Below are 19,244 nucleotides of genomic sequence, written 5' to 3'. Positions count from 1 at the left end.
GCCCTCCCGTATGCCGGCGTGCTCCCGGCTCGCGTCAGGTGCTCGGGAGGACGTCGGGCGCCCGCTCGGACGGCCCGTGGCCGGCTTTCGTACGGACCGCGGCCGGCTTTCGTACGGCCTTCGTACGGTCTTCGTGCGGCTCCCGGTCAGCCCTCAGACGGCCGGGGTGCCGACCAGGTGGTCCCCGGCGATGCCGGCCTTGTGCGGGTGGTAGTAGTCCTTGATGCCCTCCACCCAGACCGGCACCGGGACCCGGTCCGCCGCGTCGGGCTCGAACGCGTCGAACAGCGCGTGGATGTTGGGCAGTCCGAAGCCGATCGCGGTCATCAGCGCCACGAACAGCGGGCGTTCGATCAGGCCGTCGCCGTCCGGGTCGCCCAGCGCGGCCAGCGCATGGGCGAAGTCGGCGATCGCGTCGTCGAACCGCTCCGACGCGAGCACGCACGCCTGGAACTCCTCGTAGCTCACCCGGCCGTCCCGGTCGGCGTCCAACTCCGTGGACAGCGTGATCCAGTACCGCTGGAAGGCGGCCGCCATCGTGGCCTTCGCGGCGTCGTCGGACCCGGTCGCCGCCTCGGCCACGCGCCGGTTCATCAGATCGAAATCGTCGGGTTCGAGATATCCGTTGCCATCGGCGTCGAACAGCGTGAATACCAGCTTGACTCGGTTGACCGCTTCGGTCCGCATCCTGTCCCGCCTTCCGTCGGAATCCGGGGCCACCGGGGCCCCGGAGACTCTGCGCGGTTCCACAGTGCGACCGCCGCGCCGCCCCGGCCCGGGAACGGTCGTCGCTTCACCGCAATGAGTGAGGCCCCCGGCGCGAAACCCCGCGGGGACGGCGCACAGAGCTGCGCACGCCGATCGCGAGCGCGGGCCGCGAGCCGGCCGCAAGCGGGTCGCGAGCCGGTTCCGAGCGGGTTGTGCGCCGGTGGCGGGCAGGTCGCGAGCCCGCGCCGCGGTGGGTCGGGAACAGGCCACGGCCGGTGGCGCGCCGGTGCCGGGTGGGTCGTTTGATCGGGTGGCGAGCGGGTCGCAAGCGGGTCGCGACTCGCGGGCGCGGGTCGAACGGTGATCTGGGGCGGGTGGGCGGCTGGCGGGCGGCCCGGTGGCGGGCCCGGTGGTCCCCGGCGCGCGGGCAGTCGGAGCGCGCGTTTCAATGGGCGTATGGGTTCGAGCGGGCCTGGGCGGCGGACCGACGCCGACGGGCCGGAGGGACCGGCGCGCCGGTCGCGAGGCGACGCGGCGCTGGTGGTGGACGCCCGCAAGACGGTGGTGAGCTGCACCGGGCGGGCGGCGGCGCTGCTCGGATGCACCCCCGACACGCTGCGCGGCCGCAATATCGTCGAGCTGTTCGAGGACCCGGGGACGTGGTCGGTCCTGGCGTCAGGTGCGCTCGGCGGCCGGCAGAACACCGGCGGGGTGGTGCTGCTGCGGCCCGGCGGCGGGACGCTGCACGTCAGGCTGCGGGTGTCCGTTCTGGTGCCGGACGGCCCGCATGGCGCGCACTTCCTGCTGCGGATCGCGCAAGACGGTCCGCCGGGCCCGGACCGGGCCGAGCCGGGCGCCGCGCGGGCGGAGGACGACACCGCGCCGAGCGCCGAGGACGGCCCGCCGAGACGCCCGCGGCTGGCCTCGGCGGCGGTCAGCGCGTCGGAGCGGGCCGACCTGCGCTACGCGTCCGCCGCCGCGATCGGCGGGTCGCTGGACATCACCCGCAACGCCGAGGACCTGGCGGCCGTGCTCGTCCCCGCCTTCGCGGACCTGGCCGCGGTCGACCTGACCCTGTCGGTGCTCCAGGGCGAGGAGCCCGCCCCCTTCACCGGCGTGACACCCCTGAGCCGGGTGGCCGTGGCGGCGGTCGGCGAGTGGCCGTCGGCTGTGTATCCGCGCGGCGCCACGCTGACCGTCGGCGACGTCGCGAGCGAGCAGGTGCGCCGCGGCGCCGCGGGCTTCCTGCCCGACCTCACCGACCTGCGGTCGCTGCTGTCGACGGTGGAGGATCGGTCCCGGCTGTTCCTCCCGCCCGGCGCCACGTCGCTGCTGCTGATGCCGGTGCAGGCACGCGGCCTGGTGCTGGGCACCGTCCTGCTCTGGCGTACCGGCGAGCGCCGCCGGTTCGACGAGACCGACGCCGGTCTCGCCGACGAGGTCGCCTCGCGGGCCGCCCTGAGCATCGACAACGCGCGCCGCTACACCAAGGAGCGCCGTACCGCCGAGACTCTTCAACGCAGCCTGCTGCCAAGGGTGGTGGGTGACAGCACGGCCGCCGAGACGTCGGGTGTGTACGTGCCCGGCGGCACCCCCGAAGGCATCGGCGGGAGTTGGTTCGACGTCATCGAACTGTCCGCCGCCCGGGTCGCGTTCCTGGTCGGACGGGTGCCCGGGCACGGGCTCGGCGCGACCGCCGCGATGGGACGGCTGCGGGCCGCGGTGGGCACCCTCGCCGACCTCGACCCGGCACCCGACGAACTCCTCAGCCACCTGGACGACTTGGTCGTGCGCTTCGCGAACACCGACGACCGCGACCCGGTCCACACGGGCATCGAGGGCGCGCTGCGCGGGGCGTCCTGCGTCTACGCGACGTACGACCCGCTCACCGGCCGCTGCCTGATCGCGTCGGCGGGCCACCCGGGACCGGTCCTGGTACGAGGCGGCGCCGCCGCGCCCGGCGAGGGCGCCGAACCCGGCACGGGCGAACCCGACGCGGCCGAACCGCTCGTGACCGAACGGACCGCGGCCGAGGAACCGGTGGCCGACCACCTCGCGACCGAGCCGTCGGCGGCCGAACCGCTGGTCGCCGAACAGGTCGAGGTCAACGCGGGCCCGCCCCTGGGCACCGGCAACGGGCCTTTCGAGATGACCGAGTTGCTGCTGTCCGCCGGAGACGTCCTCGCCTTCCACAGCGACGGCGCCGTACGGCAGGACGACCCGGCCGGGCGCCGCCGGCAGGCCGCGGTCGCGGAGGTCGCGCGGTCGACGGCGGCGAGCGGCCGCTCGATGGCGGACGCCGGCCGCGAACTGCTCGGCCGCCTCTCCGACCCGGCGCCCGACCACGACCAGGCCCTCCTGCTGGCCCGTACCCGCGAGTTGCCCGCTGGGCGGACCGCGGGATGGACGGTGACCGCCGACCCCGAGGCGGTCGCCGAGGTCCGCTCCGGCGTCACCGCCCAGCTCACCGCCTGGGACCTCCCCGACCTGGCCTTCAGCACCGAGTTGATCGTCAGCGAGCTGGTCACCAACGCCATCCGGTACGCGGGCGCCCCGATCACCGTCCGGCTGATCAAGGACCAGCGGCTGATCTGCGAGGTCTCCGACCCGAGCCAGACCCAGCCGCACCTGCGCCGTGCCCGCCTCACCGACGAGGGCGGCCGCGGCCTGTTCCTGATCGCCCAGCTCACCCACCGTTGGGGCAGCCGCTACACCCCCGACGGCAAGACCATCTGGACCGAGCAACTCCTCACCGCACGATAAGAGTTGACGTGCCCCCGCCCGTACACGCCGCACGGCACCGGCCGTACACACGGCAGGGCCCCCGGGCGGCGGGTGACGCCGGCCGGGGGCCCTTCGACGCGATCAGGGCACGCAGACCACGCAAACCTCGCAGACCACGTCAGCCATCGTCAGTCGTCGTTGTCCGCGGACGGGATGTAGGCGCCGGGCACGGCGTTCGGCGGGTAGATCCTGCTCTCACCGGGGTACGGCTTGGCCCAGTTGTGCGTCTGGTACCACGTGAAGTGGTTCATCTGGGCGGGCGGGGCGTAGTCGGGCACGGCGTTCGGCCCGGTCAGCCGCTGCTGCGACTTCCAGGTGTTCCACTGCGCCGCCACCGTCTTCTCGGCCGCCGGCACGCTCACCTTCGGCACGGCCGCCGCCTTGGGGTCCTGCGGTGCCGGGGTGTCCGCGCCGCAGGACGGCGGGGTGCTCAGTCCGGCGGTCAGCGAGGTCCGGTTGGGCAGCACCGTGAACGGCATGATGTCCGGCTTGGCCCGGAACGCGGCCGTCATCGGGCTGGCCGCGCTGTCCTTCTGGTTCATCGGGTGGATGCCGAGGATCTGCTCGATGGTGCGGATCATGGTGATCTGCGAGTAGTAGTGGTCGTCCACCACGCCGTGCTGGGCGTAGGGGCTGATGATCTGGATCGGCGCACGGTGGCCGTCGACATGGTCCAGGCCGGCCTGGGAGTCGTCCTCGACGACGAAGATCGCCGAGTCCTTCCAGTACTTGCTGTGCGAGATGGTGTCGACCATCCGGCCGACGGCGAGGTCGTTGTCGGCGACCTGCGCGGCCGGGCCGGCCGGGCCGCCGGTGTGGTCGCTGGAGAGCCAGAACATGTTCAGGTTCGCCGGACCGTTCTTCTCGAAGTCCTGCTGCCAGATCTGCTCCCGGTAGATGTCCGGGACGCTGGTGTCGAACTTCGGGAAGCCGGGCACCGACACGTTGTTGAGGGACGGGATCGGCGAGGACGAGTCCAGCGGGTAGGCGGTGCCCTGGCCGGTCGCCGCCATGTTCTTCGTGTCGCAGTACAGGTTCTGCCACGTCGCGCCGGCCGGCTTGGTCAGGAACTGCTGGAACTCGCCGAAGTCGCGCACGGTCTTCCCGGCCGCCTGCGCGCCGGTCCACAGGAAGCCGCTCCTCTGGTGGCCGAGCGCGTCGTCCTCGGTGTCGTAACTGCGCTGGTACTCACCGGCCGAGGACTCGGTGTACTCCGGATCGTCCGCCTGCATCAGCCAGTTGTGGCCCTCGGCGGAGTTGGTGCCGATGTCGTACGTGTTGTCGTAGAGCCCGAACTGCGCGGCCAGGGCGTGCTGGTTCGGCGTCACGTTCGCGCCGAACTCGGTCAGCGCCGGGTCGCCGTCGCCCTGCGACATGTCACCGAGGACCTGGTCGTAGGTCCGGTTCTCCTTGACGATCAGGAAGACGTGCTTGATCGTCGACGGGTCGCCCAGCCGCGCCGGGACCGGCACCGCCTTCGCCTTACGGCCCTTGGCCAGCTTGACGTCGCTGCTGGTCCAGCCGTTCTGCTGGAAGACCTTGGCGGTCTCGGCCTTGATGACGCGGTCGTTCGGCAGCGTGAAGTGCGTCAGGCTGGATGTCGTGTCGTGGGTGCCGTGCCCGGCGCTGGTGGTGGGGCGGCGGGCGTCGATGCCGCGGGTGTTGGAGACGACCACCTGCTTGCCGACGGTGGTGATCTCCGCGGGGAAGTAGTCGGTCGGGAGCAGGCCGACGTAGCTGACCGGCTCCTGCGCGGTCCGGTACTTGTAGACGGCGATCGCGTTGGCGCGGCCGAGCGTCACCAGCAGATGGCCGTCGTCGGTGAGCGTCACCGCGTCGGGCTCGTAGCCGACCGACGCCTCCGGCCACGGCTTGGTGGAGATGGTCTGCACGACCTTGCCGCGGGCGGTGTCGATGACCGCCACGTCGTTGGTGGCGGTGTCGGTGACGAACACCGTGCCCTTCTTCGCGTACAACGCGGTCGGGTGCAGGCCGACGTTGATGCTCGCGGGGGCGGCGGCCGGCTTCGCCAGGTCGATGACGCTGACCGTGCCGGTGGTGGTGGCGCCGGTCACCGGGCTGGCCGGCACCTGGGTGTTGTAGGAGTTGAGCGTCGTGTCACCGCTCCTGGCCGGTCGGCCGCCCTCGTTGCTGACGTAGAGCTTGCTGCCGACCTGCACGATGTCGCGCGGCGCGTTGCCGACCGCCCAGCTCTGCTCGATGGCGCCGGTCGCCGCGTCGATGGCGACCACCCGGTTCTGGCCGTTGACCGCGGAGTACACGGTGGAGCCGTCCGCCGAGAACGCCGCCGCACCCACCAGGGCGTGCTTGGCGCCGTCCGCCGGGATCTTGACGGACGTCGGGTCGGCGAGGGTGCCGTCGGGGTTCACCGTGAAGCGGGTGTAGCCGTCGGTCTGGCCGAGCCACAGCTGCGAGCCGTCGGGCGAGTACGTGGGGCCTTCCTGACCCACGTCGTTGCCGCTGATCTTCAGGTTCGCCGCCGCGCTCTTGCCGACGAGCTGCTGCACCTTCCAGGTCTTGAGGTCCACGATGGTGAGCGCAGCGTCGCCATCGGTGACCGCGGCCGCCAGGTGGGTGCCGTCCGGGCTGACCGAGGACGACATGATCTTGCCGTCGTCGATGACCATGCGGTCGCCGTACGGCGCGAGGTACTGGTCGCTGGCGATGACCTGTCCCTGGTCGGTGGTCTGGCCGACCTGTTCGGTGCCGAACTGGTGGGTCTGGGCGAAAGCGGTGCCGGTGGCACCCAGCGCCAGGGTGGTGAGGCCCGCCGTGACCAGTACCGTCCGGCGGCCGATGCGCCTGCCGAGAAGGACTACGTGCGCCTTCTCGACACGCCTTCGGCGGCGTGTTACCTGCATCCGGTTATCCCTTCGGGGTGGTGTGGAGCAGCTCGACGTTGCCGTCGAACTGCCAGAGCGGGTTCGGCGCGTCGCCGGTCGGGGAGCGCACCAGGAAGTAGCCGTTCACTTCCTTCGGTCCGTCGCCGTCGGCCACGAACCGCCCGTCCGAGGTGACGTCGAGCTGGTAGATGGCCGTGCCTGCGGCCTCGACGCCGGGGAGATGCCAGGTGACGACGCAACGCCAGTCGTTGCCCGGGCCGTTGGCCGCGACATGGCCGTCGCTCTTGTCGCACGCCGCCGTGACCCGCAGCTGCGCTTCGGTGACGGCGGGGCGGTTGAGCTGCTCGGTCTGCATCCGGTAGAGGTGGGCGAACGCCGTGGCGACCGACCGCTGCACCTTGTTCCGGTCGATGCCGGACCCCATCGACGGGGTCGCGACGGCGACGACCGCGAACGTGACGGCGAGCAGTCCGGCCAGCGGCAGCAGCCCGGCGGTGATCGCGCGGCGCCCGGAGCCGTCGTTGGTCAGGTTGGTGAAGTCGCGCCGCAGGAAGAGCAGATAGGCCAGCGTGGTCGCGGCCACGGCCCACACCAGGCTGACCGCGATGCCGATCAGCAGCGGGCCGACCTGCGCCGGGCTGGTGAACAGGCCGTTCCAGGCGATGAACGCGTAGCCGGGCAGGGACAGGCGTACGGCGACCGGCAGCGGCAGCAGTTGGGCCAGTTGCATCGCGAGCGCGACAAGCGCGGGCAGCAGCAGTCCCATCGGGGAGCGTCCCAGCACGACCGACCCGAGCAGGCCGATCGCGGCGAGGGCCAGCGTCGGGGCGAGCGCGCACGTCCAGGCGAGCAGCACGTTCCCGGCGGCGGCCGACGGCGACAGCAGGTGGCCGTCGAGGCCGACCAACGGCCGGTTCCCGACCGCCGCGAGCCCGCCGACCACGCCGGACGCGGTCAACCCGACCACGAGCAGCAGGATGACGGTGAGGCTGGCCAGTGCCTTCGCCGCGAAGATCCGGCGGTGCGACCGGACCGCCACCAGCAGGTGGCGCCAGGTGCCGAGCCGGTCCTCCGCGGCGAAGACGTCGCCGGCGACCAGCGAGGTCAGCAACGGAAGCGCCCAACTGCCCGAGAAGCCGAGCACCACCAGCGGCCCGGCCCACCCAGTGCCATGCATCCAGCGGCCGAAGAGCGTGTCGGAAGGAAGCGAACTCTGCCGGCTCACCGCGGCGACAAAGAGCCCCGGCGCGAGCCAGCAGGCGAGTACCAGCAGCCGGATGCGCCACTGCGAGACCAGCTTGACCAGTTCGAAGCGGTAGCCGCGCGCCACCGAGACGGGGCGCACCCCGACCGCGGTGCCGGCGGTGGTAGCGGTCGTGTCCACGGTCGTCGGCGTCGCGGTCATCGGCCGGCCTCCTCTTCTTCTTCGGTGAGGGCGAGGAACGCGGCTTCGAGCGGCGACGTCACGGGGGCGAGTTCGCGCACCGCGACGCCGGCGTGCACGAGCCGGGCCACCAGTTCGTCGAGTGCGGGCACCAGGGCGCGCACGACGAGCACTTCGGCGCCGCGCCAGGCCCGGGCGTCGTCCACGACGCCGATCCCGGCGGTGCCGGCGGCCAGCCGGCGGGCGGCCGGCAGGTCGGAGGTGAGCAGCCGGTAGTCGAGTTCCCGGTTCTCGGCGGCGAGCTTGCTCAAGCCGCCGGAGAAGACCACCCGCCCGGTGGCGAGGATGGTGGCCTCGGAGCAGAGTGCCTCCAGGTCGTCCATGCGGTGGCTGGAGATCACGACGGCGGTGCCGTCCGCGGCGAGCCTGGTGAGTACCCCGTGGACGTGTCTCTTCCCGGCCGGGTCAAGGCCGTTGGAGGGCTCGTCGAGCACGAGCAGCCGGGGCCTGGTGAGGAGGGCGGCGGCGAGTCCGAGTCGCTGTCGCATGCCCAGGGAGTAGCCGCGGACCCGGTCGTCGGCGACGTCGGTGAGCCCGACCTCGCCGAGTACGTCGCCGATCGCGCCCGTCCGCGCGTCGTGGCCGCGCAGTGCGACCAGCGCGGCGAGGTTCTGCCTGGCGGTGAGGGAGGGGTACAGGCCGGGCCCGTCGACGAAGCCGGCGACGCCGTCGGGGGCGGCGAGCGCCCGTCCGACCGGCGCGCCCAGAACGTCGAGCCGCCCGTCATCGGCGACGGCCAGGCCCAGCAGCAGGCCGAGCAGGGTCGTCTTGCCCGCGCCGTTCGGCCCGACCAGGCCGTGGATCTGCCCCTGCGCCACCTCCAGATCGATCCCGTCGAGCGCGACGACATCGCCGAACTACTGGGTGATCCCACGAGCCCGGACCGCGAGGGGTGCGTCCATGAGTCCCTTCCTCCTTACGACCTGGGGGTAATAGGGAGCGGGCTCGCGCCGCCCTGCGACTCCGCCTCCGGCGTTGTCGTCGGTCGACGAGTCCCCCACAGCCTGCGGCGTGGGAGGTACCCCCACCGCCTCGCCTCGCTCCTCCGCCTTGGATCCGAAGCCACATGACGCCGCTCCCTGATCCACTCCCTATTACCCCCCAGGTCGTCAGCCTCAAGGGACCCTAGGGACTGCGCCCAGCGCCTCCGCAGACGATGAGTTGAACTCTCGTGGAACATCAGGCGGCCGGAATCCACCACGTCGACGCCGGCGCCGTGACAGTGAGATGACTGCGTGTCATCACCGCCGGTCACGACCTGCGGCGGCGATGGCCGCGGGCCGGCAGCACCTGGCCATGGGACGGCCGGACTTGGCTGCGGGGAAGGCGGGCGTGGCCGTCAGCCGGACGGCATGGCGGCGGGCCGGACCGGCCGAGGGGCGTTTCGGGCGCACCCCGGCCGGTCCGGCCGAGCCGGGAACCCCGGCGACCCGGCTACCTGCCTACGACTTGACGTCGAATCAACTCGGCAGGCTCCACTGCTGGTTGGTGCTGTCGGAGCAGGTCCAGATCTGCAACCGGGTGCCGTTGGCCGAGCTGGGTCCGGTCGCGTCCAGGCACTTGCCGGAAGCGGGGTTCACCAGCTCGCCGTTGGACTGGTGCTGCCAGACCTGCGCACCGGTGCCGTTGCAGTCGTACAGCTGCACCTGGCTGCCGTCGGCGGTGCCGGCGGCAGCCACGTCCACGCACTTGCCGCCGTATCCGGTGATCTGGCCGGTGGTGCCGCCGCCCGTCCCGCCGCCGGTGCTGCCCCCGGTCAGCTGGTCGAAGATCCGGGAGTAGGCGTAGCCGACGGGCTTGTCGTAGTAGTCGACCTCCCAGAACGACAGTTCCTGCACGCCGTTGGAGGCGGCGAAACTCTCCAGCGTCTGCGCGTCGGACTGCGAGAAGTACTCGTTGTCGTCGTTCTGGCCGGCGATCGGGGTCAGTCCGATCCGGCCGTAGGCCGCCGAGGTGGAGATGCCGTAGAGGCCGGCGAGTTGGCCGGCGGTGGCGCGGGCAGGTCTCCGGCGGCACCACGGTGACCTATCTGACCTCGGGCCCGTGACGACGACCGGCGCGATGACCGGCGCGGCGACCGCATAGCAGGGTCGAGGGCGACGGGTCCGACGCTTACGACCTGGGGTCGTTACCGCGCCGGGCCCGTCGCCCATGCCGTACGCGGCAGTCAGGAGACCGTCGTCGTGGTCAGCACCGGGTTCGGCGAGGGGTAGCAGGCGGTCGGCGCGTTCACCGTGAAGATGCTGGAGGTCACGTTCGCGGTGAAGGTCAGGCCGGGGCTGGAGTAGCTGCTGCCCGCGAGTTGCGTCTGCACGGTGGCGCCGGACGCGCCGGCGGTCAGGTTCAGGTTCAGCGTCGGCAGCGTGAACGTGCTGCCGCCGCTGATCGGGCCGGGCACGGTCATCGATATGGTGCCGCCGCTCACCGAGACCGCCGGCGTGCCGGAGCCCAACCCGGAACCGCCGCTGAGCGTCGCGCCGTTCAGCGTCGCGTTCGCCGGCGCCGGGGCGGTCAGCGTCAGCGAGCTGATCGAGTTCACGGTGTTCCCGTTGACGGAACCGGGCACGGTGATCGCGTCCGGCGCCAGTGTCACGGCGAAGCCGCTCCCGGCGGCCACGGAAGCCGGCGCGGTGCCGTTGACTCCCGCGTCGATGGTGAACGTCTCCGCGGAGACGATCGGCGGTGTCGCCTGGCACGCCAGGCTCAGCGGATTGTCGGCGGCCGACGCCGCGCCGCAGGACAGCCCGAGCGCGGCGACCACGCCGAGCGCGGCCACGGGCAGAGCAAAACTGGTGCGCATATGTCTCTCCTGTTCCGGGGCTCCGGCCGCTTCGTCCAGGGCCGGGGCGGTGGTGGGGGTGTCACCGGGTCCGAGTCGTCAGGTGCATGACATGTTCAACGGCAGCCCACGTCGGAATATCCACCTGCCGACCCCTGTGGATAAGGGGGTGTTTCGGCCGTTGTGCCGCCGTCGACGGAACCGCGGATCCGACGTTCGACCAGGTCGCCGTAGGCGTTCGAGGGCAAGCCGCCTGCACTTCCGGAGCCTCGCAGCCGTGCCGCGTGCGCGATCCACGCCGAAACGGGTGTGGCTGAAATGGCCACAGTGACGCGCGGGGAAGGCGGGGAAGGCGGGGCCGGCTACGCGTTCGCCGCCGCGAACGCCTTCCCCGGGCAGCCTCCAGGACCCCGTCGGGGACGTAGGACGCGCCGAAGACCCGGGCGCACAACCGCGTCAGGCCCCGCGGGGACCCGAACCCGGGTTCCCGCGGGGCCTTTTCATCGGGCCCGCGCAGCCGTGTACGAGGCCGTCAGGGACGCCCGCCGATCCGGTCGACCACACCCACCTGCTCCTGGGCGGTCAACTCCGAGAACCAGCCGACCTGTCGCCATGCGCCGTCGACGCGCTCCGGATGGCTGCCCTTCTGCCGCATGCCCAGGTAGTCGTACGTCGAGCGGTCGAAGACGAGGGAGTAGGACATGCCGGGGTACGACACACCGACCCCGTGCCGGCCGAGCGCGTCCACCTGGTCGTGATCCACCTTGATCCGGGGCAGCTTCGCCAGGGTTTCGAACGCGGCGGCCTGCAACCCGGGCGGCATGACCCGCGGTCCCTTCATGAGCAGGCACGCCGTGATGTACACCTGCGCGTCAGGATCGGCCACGGGCTTGGCCGTGCTGTTGCCGTCGACGACCACAGACTTCACGACGCCCTGCCCGTACCCGAGCCACTTGAGGAGTGCGTCGGGGTCGGTCGGCCACTTCTTCAACTCCGCGTACTGGGTGGGCGGTGACGGCACCTCGTGCTTGCCCAGCGGAGGGTCGATGTGGACCTTGCCGAGTTCCACCCGCTTGGAGGGCTTGGAACCGTCCACCGACAGCCAGCTCTCGTCGGTCCAGGTCCTGGCCTTCCCGCCCTTCAGGGGCGTTCGCGTGGTGAGCGTCCTGACGTAGAGGTACTGGTCGTTGCGCGGGATCGGCAGTGGGTCGCTGTCGGCGAGCGTCCTGTTCGCGGCCATGTGCAGCACCTGCGCCGCGCTGACCGTGTCCATCCGCGGGGAGTGGGTACTCCCGCCGCCGGTCGAGGCCACCACGGCGGAGCCCGCCACCGCGGCGGCCACGGTCGCGGCCACCGCGATACGGAACGCGGTACGCCTGGGCAGCAGGGCGGACACCCCGCGGCGGCTCTCGCCGGCGATCACCCGCTCCAGCCGGTCGCGGGCCGCCGAGCGGGCGTTCGCGGTCAACGGGGGCGTGTCGGCCGCCAGTTCCCGCACGGAAACGAAGTCGTCCATGATCGGGCTCCTATTGCTCTTCTTGCAGGGTTGTGGGATCTGACCCGCCCAGCGCTTCGCGCAGCCTGCCGCGCGCCCGGTGCAGCCGTGAACGCACGGTGCCCACTGGTATGCCCAGGGCCTCGGCGGCCTCCGCGTAGTCGAGATCCCCCCACGCGATCACCAGCAGCACGTCCCGGTAGCGCGCCGGCAACTTCGCCAGGGCGCCGGCCAGCGCTCCTCGGGCGCTCTCGGCGGAGACCCGGGCCGCCACCTGCTCCGCCACCGGTTCGCCGTCGCCGCCTTCCTCGTCCGGTACGGTCACGGCCACCCGCGACAGGGCGCGGAGCCGGCGGGCCTCGGCCCGCCGGTGGTCACCGACGAGATTGGTCACGATCCCGTACAGCCACGGGCGCGCATGCGGCCGGGACACGTCGTACCGGCGGCGCCGCTGAAAGGCGACGACGAAAACCTCGGCCATCAGGTCGTCGGCGACTTCCACGCCGACCCGTCTCGCCGCGTACCGGTGGATGTCGTCGGCGTAGCGGTCGAACAGCACGGCGAACGCCTCGGGTTCGTCCCAGGACTTCTCGATGACCGCCGCGTCGGACCCGAACTCCTCCTCCGGAACCGGGACATGGCTGACACCGACACCCACTGCGGCGGTCATCGGCCGCCTCGCACAGAACTCATGGGCTTCCCTCGAAGAGTCGGGCAGGTCATCTACTGTCCGTCGATGCCCGCCTTCGAGTTCCCGGCGCCCCGAGATGCGACGCACGGTGCCGTCCGAGGACACGGCACCGCGTCCGAGGATCGGCCGAAATTCATCCTCCGGCCTCTGTGCGAACTCTTGACGCTAAATGGCATGGACCGCTCAACTATCCGCATGGATAGGAAGAGACACTTCGTAATGCGAGCCAGGCCGTGATCGCCGGCATCCGCAGTCCCTACCGCCGGGCGCTCGCCGCCCTGTCCGTGCTGGCCGCGGGCGCGGCACTCATCGCCGTGCCGGGTACCGCCGTGGCCGACGCCGCGCCGCCCGCCGCGACCACCGCCGCCACCACCGCCACCGTCTCCGCTCCCGACACAGCCCCCGCCGCCTCTCCCGGCACCTCCTCCGCCTCCTCCATGACGTCGGCCCACGACGCGCTGGTCCGCCTGATCGGCAAGGCCCACGCCGCCCAGATCGACCTCCGCCAACTGCCCGGCGGCGCCGACCGCTACCAGGTCGAGGCGCAGGACGGCCACCTGACCGTCAGCGGCACGACCCCGGCGACCGCGCTGCGCGGCTTCGGCGCGTACCTGCACAACGTCGTGCACGCGGACTTCTCGCTCAACGGCGACCAGGTGCGCCTCCCGGCGAAGCTCCCCCTCCCCGCGACCCCGATCACCGATGACGCCGTCGTGGCCCACCGGTTCGCGCTCAACGACACGAACGAGGGCTACAGCGGGCCGTACATGACCTGGGCCGAGTGGCAGCACCGCATCGACGTCCTCGCGCTGGACGGGATCAACGAGGTGCTGGTCTACGAGGGCCAGGACGCGGTGTACGAGCAGACGTTCGAGAAGTTCGGCTACACCGCGTCCGACATGCGGTCCTGGATCCCCCAGCCCGGCCACCAGTCGTGGTGGATGTTGCAGAACCTGTGCTGCCTCGGCAGCCCGGTCCCGCAGCAGCTGATCGACTCCCGGGCCGAACTCGGCCGGCAGATCACCTCCCGGCTGACCTCGCTCGGCATGACCCCGGTGCTGCCCGGCTACTACGGCACCGTGCCGCCGAACTTCGCGCAGCAGAACGCGGGCGCGCACACCATCCCGCAGGGCACCTGGAACGGCCTGAAGCGGCCCGACTGGCTCGACCCCACCGGCCCGGACTTCACCGCCGTGGCCTCGACGTTCTACCAGGTGCAGACCCGGCTGTTCGGGCCGAGCTCGATGTACAAGATGGACCTGCTGCACGAGGGCGGCCAGGCCGGCGACGTGGACATCCCGGACGCCTCCCGCGCCGTGCAGGACGCCCTGGAGAAGGCCCACCCCGACGCGATCTGGGCCATCCTCGGCTGGGAGAACAACCCGTTGCAGGCCACGCTCAACGCGGTCGACAAGTCGAAGATGCTCGTCGTGGACGGCAACTCCGACCAGCCGAACATCACCGACCGGGACCACGACTTCGACGGGGCGCCCTACGCCTTCGGCACCATCTGGAACTTCGGCGGCCACACCAACCTCGGCACCAGCCTGACCACATGGAACACCAAGTTCCACCAGTGGCTCGCGCGGCCGGGAACGGCCCTGAACGGGATCGCCATGATGCCCGAGGCCATCGACAACAACCCGGCGGCCGTGAAGTTCTTCACCGACATGGCCTGGGAACCGGCCGCGGTCGACGTCCACCCGTGGATCGCCGACTACGCCACCGCCCGGTACGGCGGGACCGACCCGAACGCGACGGCCGCCTGGAGCATCCTGGCCGACACCGTCTACTCCTGGCCCGCGACCAACGACACCAAACACATCACCGGCGTCTACGAGTTGCAGCCGTCACTGACCAAGAGCGGCGGCACGGTAAACTACGATCCCGCTCAACTCCGGCTGGCACTGAGCGACTTGCTCGCGGTGCGCCCATCTCTGCGGACCAGCACCGCGTACCGCTACGACGTCGTCGACCTCGCCCGGCAGGTGCTCGCCAACGACGGGCGGACCCTGCTGCCGCAGATCCGCGCCTCCTACTCCGCCCATGACCGGTCGCTGTTCGAGGAGTTGACCGGCAAGTTCACCGGCGAGATGAAGCTTCTCGACCAACTGCTGGCCACCGACAGCAACTTCCTGTTCGGCAGCTGGCAAGCGGACGCCGCGGCGCAGGCCGGTTCGCCGGCCGAGGCGGCGGCGCTGCAGTACGACGCCCGTTCCCTGCTCACCCAGTGGTCGAAGACCGGCGTGATCCAGGACTACGCCGCCCGCGAGTGGAACGGCCTGGTGGGCGACTACTACCTGCCGCGGTGGCAGAAGTACTTCAGCGGCCTCGACCAGTCCCTTCGGACCGGCGACCCGGCACCGGCCATCGACTGGATCGCCGTCGCCGAGCAGTGGGACGAGAAGACCACGCAGTACCGCAGCACCCCGACCGGCGACGCCCACGCACTTGCCGAGCAGGTCGCCACCGTCCCCGCGGGCAGCGTGTCGCTCGACTCGGCGCAGCCGGGCGCGAAGCCGCGCGGCACCGTCCGGGTGACGGCGACGTTCGCCAACGACAACCCGGCGCGCGCCGCCCGGCAGCCGGCCTTCGTACTCAAGGCGCCGGCCGGATACCGGGTCGATCCGGTGACCCGGCCGACGTCGGCGGACGTGGCCGCCGGCGGTACGACGAGCCGGAGTTGGGACGTGACGGTCCCCGCGACCGCCACGCCCGCGACGGTGGCCCAGCTGTCCGCGCGGGTCACCTGGAGTTCCGGCAGCGCGCACGGCTCGGCCACGGCCGGCAGCGGCGTACTCGTCGCCGGCGCCGTGTCCGACCCGTACCGCACCACCGCCACCACGCCGTTGACGGTGGCCCAGAACGGCTCCACGCTCGCCATCGCCGGCGGCGGGACCGACCAGTACGCGGGCGCGAACGAGTACGGCACGATCTATCGCCCCCAACTCCTCGCCGACCGCACGTCGGTGACGACACAGGTACGGGAACAGGGCGACAGCGCGCCCTACGCCCGGGCCGGCCTGGTGATCGCCTCCGACCTGTCCGCACCGGGATCGGGCGGCTACGCCACACTGGCGGTCACTCCGGAGCACGGCTGCATGCTGAGCTGGGACGCCAACGGGGACGGCCGGCTCGACCACTACATCGAGGACGACGGGTTCACCGTCCCCGCGTACGTCCGGATCAGCCGGACCGGCGACACGGTCACCGGCGCGTGCAGCACCGACGGCACGAACTGGGCGATCGTCGGGTCGGCGACCCTGCCCGGCATGAGCCCGGCCGAGGACGCGGGCGTGGACTTCTCGGCGGTCAACCAGAACACCCACCAGAGCGGCTATGCCGTCTTCCACGGCCTGACCGTGTCCGGCTACGCGCCGCGCGACAGCTCCGGGGACCCGGTGGTGAGCGTCGGCCGGCCGGCGACCGCACTCTCCTCGGAGGCCGGCAGCCCGCCGTCGGCGGCCGACGACGGCGACCGGACCAACAAGCAGTACTGGGGCGGGGTGATCGGCGACGGGAGCACCTGGTGGCAGGTCGACCTCGGCTCGGACCAGCAGCTCTCGTCGGTGAACGTGCGCAACTACGTCGACGGAAAGCGTTACTACACCTACCTGTTGGAGGGAAGCACGGACGGCACCCACTGGTTCTCGCTCGGCGGTAAACTCTCGACCGCGGTGGCCGCCGACGCCGGGGACGCGTACGCGATGGACGCCCAGGCCCGCTATGTACGGGTGGTGGGCCTGTCCAACTCGGCCAACGGCACGTTCCACTTGAGCGAGGTCACCGTGCGGGCCGCCGCCGGCTGATGCTGCGGCCTCTCGCAGGCGCCGGAATCCGGGAGGCCACCAAGTGACGAACGGCGCCAGCGGCACCGCCGTACTGCGCGAGCTCAACCGCATCGCGGTGCTCGACGCGGTACGGCGGGCCGTGCCGGTTCCGTTGCGCATCGCCGAGATCGCCGACCGTACCGGCCTGGCGCGGCCCACCGTGCGCCAGGCCGTCGACCTGCTGATCGAGGGGGCGTGGCTGGTCGCCGTACCAGGCGCCGAGGACCGCTCGGTCGGCCGGCCGGCCACGCGCTTCGCGCTCGACGGCCGGTCGCGTCCCGTGCTCGGCATCGACGTCGGGCCGCATCGGGTCACCGCCGTGGTGGCCGAGGTCAGCGGGCGCCATCTCGCGATGGTCCGCAAGGTCGTCGGCCGCTCGCGCGCGGCCGACGTCCTGTCCGCGATGGACGCCGCCGTGCATTCCGCGCTCGCCGACGCGGGGATCGCCGCCGCATCGGTCGTCGCGGCGGCCGCCGGTTCGCCCGGCCTGATCGACGCCGCGTCCGGCACCGTGAAGCTCGCGCCGAGCGTCGCGGGATGGCCGTCGCTGGCGATCGTCGAGCACCTGCGGGCCATCGTGCCGTGCGCCGTACGCCTGGAGAACGACGCCAACCTCGCCGCGCTCGCGCTGGCCCGCGCGCAGGACGACCCGAACGGGACGCTGCTCGCCGTGCAGTGGGGTGAGCGTCTCGGCGCCGGGATCGTGATCGACGGCCGGCTGCACCGGGGATCGCGGAGCGCCGCCGGCGAGATCGGGTTCATCGGGGAGGGCACCCGCCTGGTCACGGCCGGCGGCCGCGGCGAGTTGGAGAACCGGCTGTCGTCCGACGCGATCGGCCGGCGCGGCATCGAAGCGGCCGCCGCACATCCGCGGTCCGACCTCGCCACGCAGATCGCGGCCGGCGCCGACCCGGCCGCCGCCGTCTTCACCGCGGCCACCCGCCGCGACCAGGCCGCACTCGCCGTCGTCGACGACATCGCGGCCACCTTCGCGCGCGCGATCGCCCCCGTCGTCCTCGCCCTCGCCCCCGGCGCGGTCGTGATCGGCGGCGGAGTGGCCCGGGCGGGCCCGGTCCTGGCCCGCGCCATCGCCGCGCACCTCGCCGAGCGCGTCCTCGTCTGCCCCCGGGTCTCCCTGTCCGCCCTGGCCGAGGACGCCGTCGTCTCCGGCGCCATCCAACTCTCCACCGACGACGTCTGGACCGCCGCCCTCACCTGACGCCCCGCCACACGAGGACGACGACGTCCGGTTCCCCCGACCGGCCACGGCGGGCCGGAGCGAACGAGGCCGGTCGCCGCCACCTCTGATTCCCTGATCGCCGACGTCGATCCCCTGCCGAGCAGCGCTTGGGACGGTGCAGGACTCGGTACAGGACTCTCAGCACCATCCCAGCGCGGGACACAGCGAGAGGCCGGCTCCCGAAAGAGTCGACCCCATCTGACCTGTGCGTTTGCCAGCCGGCCGCTCCCCGCCGACCCCTGCGGTCACCTTCTGCGGCTTTCGATCCAACGTCGCGAGCTCCTGCCGACGACCTGCAAGTCCACCACGCCCGTCGACCTCACTACATGTCACTAACAACGATGTTAGCAACATAGACGTTAGTGAAAGCTTCGCCAGTTGTTGCTCACAGCCATGAGTCGAACCCGGACAGCGCTGGATCGATGTCCGTCGTCTCACGCGACGGAGACGGGAGGACCCGCGAGCCGACGTCGAGCCGTCGTTGGAGGGCAGGACAGAGGAGAGCCCGAACGCCGCCGTCACAAGTGGCCGACTATCGCGATGGGCGCGACCCACACCACCAGTTCACCGTTGCCGACCGCGTAGAGGAGGGGCATCGCCCTTCCGTTTACGGCACTTGGTCCCGCGCCAAGAACACGTGCGGGCCAAGAACCCGTGCAGACGGTCGGAGTTCGCTGGAGGCAGCGGCGGCACCGTCCGGGCCGGCCGTGCCGGGTTGTCGGTGGCGGCTGCTTTCATGACGCCATGAGCACTGTGCACGAGATCGCCGCCCTCCTCCCCGGCCCCGCCGAACTCCGCGTCCATTTGCGCGCGTTGGCCCTCCTGGACGCCACGCTCAGCGGCGATCCGCGGTTCTGCTGCTACACCTTCGACACCACCTGGGGCCCCGGCGAGGAAGCCGCCCTGATGGAGAACGGCTCGGGGGACGACTTCTCCGTCCTCTTCTCCCCGGCCGGCGTGCTCATACGCGGATTCGCGCACGAGTCGGAGATGAGCCCGTACGGGACGGACGACGAGCAGGTCTGGCCCGGTGTCATCGACGACGTACCCGCCTCGCTGAGCCCGATCCTGGACGAACCCGCCTTCCACGAGGAGGGCATCGACGCCCCTCGCGTCACCGCCTGCCTGTGGCGGGAGACCGGCGATACGACCTGGCGCACCGGCCCGGCCATCGCCTTCCCGCCCGGCAGCGAGGCCCCGGACGGCTCCGGCTTCCTCTTCCACCTCCTCGCCAACCGCTCCCCCGAAGCCGTCCAGGCCCACTTCGAGGACTACTACGAGCGCCCCGTCCCCCTCGAAGTCGTCCGCCATGTCCTCGCCGGGCATCCCCTCACCCCCGCGATCACCGCGGCCCTCGACTCCGACCACCTCGACGACCACCCGGACCACCCCGCCGCCCACACCACCCC

The 19,244-nt window shown here is 71.8% G+C and carries 9 protein-coding genes and 3 pseudogenes; 4 read left to right on the top strand and 8 right to left on the bottom strand.

Annotation, left to right across the window (positions count from 1 at the left end; translation table 11 throughout):
* Positions 1-153: 153 nt before the first annotated feature.
* A complete protein-coding gene (locus tag AC13HU_RS09685) occupies positions 154-687 on the bottom strand; it encodes an EF-hand domain-containing protein (RefSeq protein WP_483041371.1) in 534 nt (177 codons plus the stop codon).
* 477 nt (positions 688-1,164) lie between these two features.
* Between AC13HU_RS09685 and AC13HU_RS09680 the strand changes: the two genes are divergently transcribed.
* The gene (locus tag AC13HU_RS09680; protein WP_483041370.1) at positions 1,165-3,471 is read left to right on the top strand and encodes an ATP-binding SpoIIE family protein phosphatase; all 2,307 of its coding nucleotides are present in this window, start codon (positions 1,165-1,167) and stop codon (positions 3,469-3,471) included.
* A 149-nt stretch (positions 3,472-3,620) separates the two neighbouring features.
* Here AC13HU_RS09680 and AC13HU_RS09675 read toward each other — a convergent pair whose 3' ends face one another.
* From AC13HU_RS09675 to AC13HU_RS09645, 7 genes and pseudogenes are all read right to left on the bottom strand, one after another.
* A complete protein-coding gene (locus AC13HU_RS09675) occupies positions 3,621-6,374 on the bottom strand; it encodes a bifunctional YncE/alkaline phosphatase family protein (protein ID WP_483041369.1) in 2,754 nt (917 codons plus the stop codon).
* A 4-nt stretch (positions 6,375-6,378) separates the two neighbouring features.
* Positions 6,379-7,761 carry an ABC transporter permease gene (locus AC13HU_RS09670; RefSeq protein WP_483041368.1) on the bottom strand — a complete coding sequence of 461 codons (1,383 nt, stop codon included), beginning with the start codon at positions 7,759-7,761 and terminating at the stop codon, positions 6,379-6,381.
* A pseudogene (locus tag AC13HU_RS09665) lies at positions 7,758-8,702 on the bottom strand (ABC transporter ATP-binding protein). Before AC13HU_RS09665 ends, AC13HU_RS09670 begins: the two are co-directional and overlap by 4 nt.
* A gap of 558 nt (positions 8,703-9,260) precedes the next feature.
* Positions 9,261-9,494 (bottom strand): annotated as a pseudogene (locus AC13HU_RS09660) (RICIN domain-containing protein); the annotation flags it as partial.
* Between the two features lie 473 nt (positions 9,495-9,967).
* Positions 9,968-10,600 carry a cyclase gene (locus tag AC13HU_RS09655; protein WP_483041367.1) on the bottom strand — a complete coding sequence of 211 codons (633 nt, stop codon included), beginning with the start codon at positions 10,598-10,600 and terminating at the stop codon, positions 9,968-9,970.
* Between the two features lie 511 nt (positions 10,601-11,111).
* Positions 11,112-12,095, bottom strand: coding sequence for a CU044_5270 family protein (locus AC13HU_RS09650; protein WP_483041366.1), 984 nt, complete (start codon positions 12,093-12,095; stop codon positions 11,112-11,114).
* Between the two features lie 10 nt (positions 12,096-12,105).
* A complete protein-coding gene (locus tag AC13HU_RS09645; RefSeq protein ID WP_483041365.1) occupies positions 12,106-12,744 on the bottom strand; it encodes an RNA polymerase sigma factor in 639 nt (212 codons plus the stop codon).
* Positions 12,745-12,998: 254 nt separating this feature from the next.
* On the opposite strand from AC13HU_RS09645, the gene AC13HU_RS09640 reads away from it, so the two are divergent.
* The 3 genes and pseudogenes from AC13HU_RS09640 to AC13HU_RS09630 all read left to right on the top strand — a co-directional run.
* Positions 12,999-16,574, top strand: a complete 3,576-nt coding sequence (locus AC13HU_RS09640; protein ID WP_483041364.1) for an alpha-N-acetylglucosaminidase TIM-barrel domain-containing protein — start codon at positions 12,999-13,001, stop codon at positions 16,572-16,574.
* A 43-nt stretch (positions 16,575-16,617) separates the two neighbouring features.
* A complete protein-coding gene (locus tag AC13HU_RS09635) occupies positions 16,618-17,814 on the top strand; it encodes an ROK family transcriptional regulator (protein ID WP_483041363.1) in 1,197 nt (398 codons plus the stop codon).
* A 765-nt stretch (positions 17,815-18,579) separates the two neighbouring features.
* Positions 18,580-19,244: pseudogene (locus tag AC13HU_RS09630) on the top strand (hypothetical protein); the annotation flags it as partial.

The organism is Streptomyces sp. NH27, from assembly GCF_056859195.1.
This window is presented reverse-complemented; position numbering and strand designations above follow the sequence as displayed.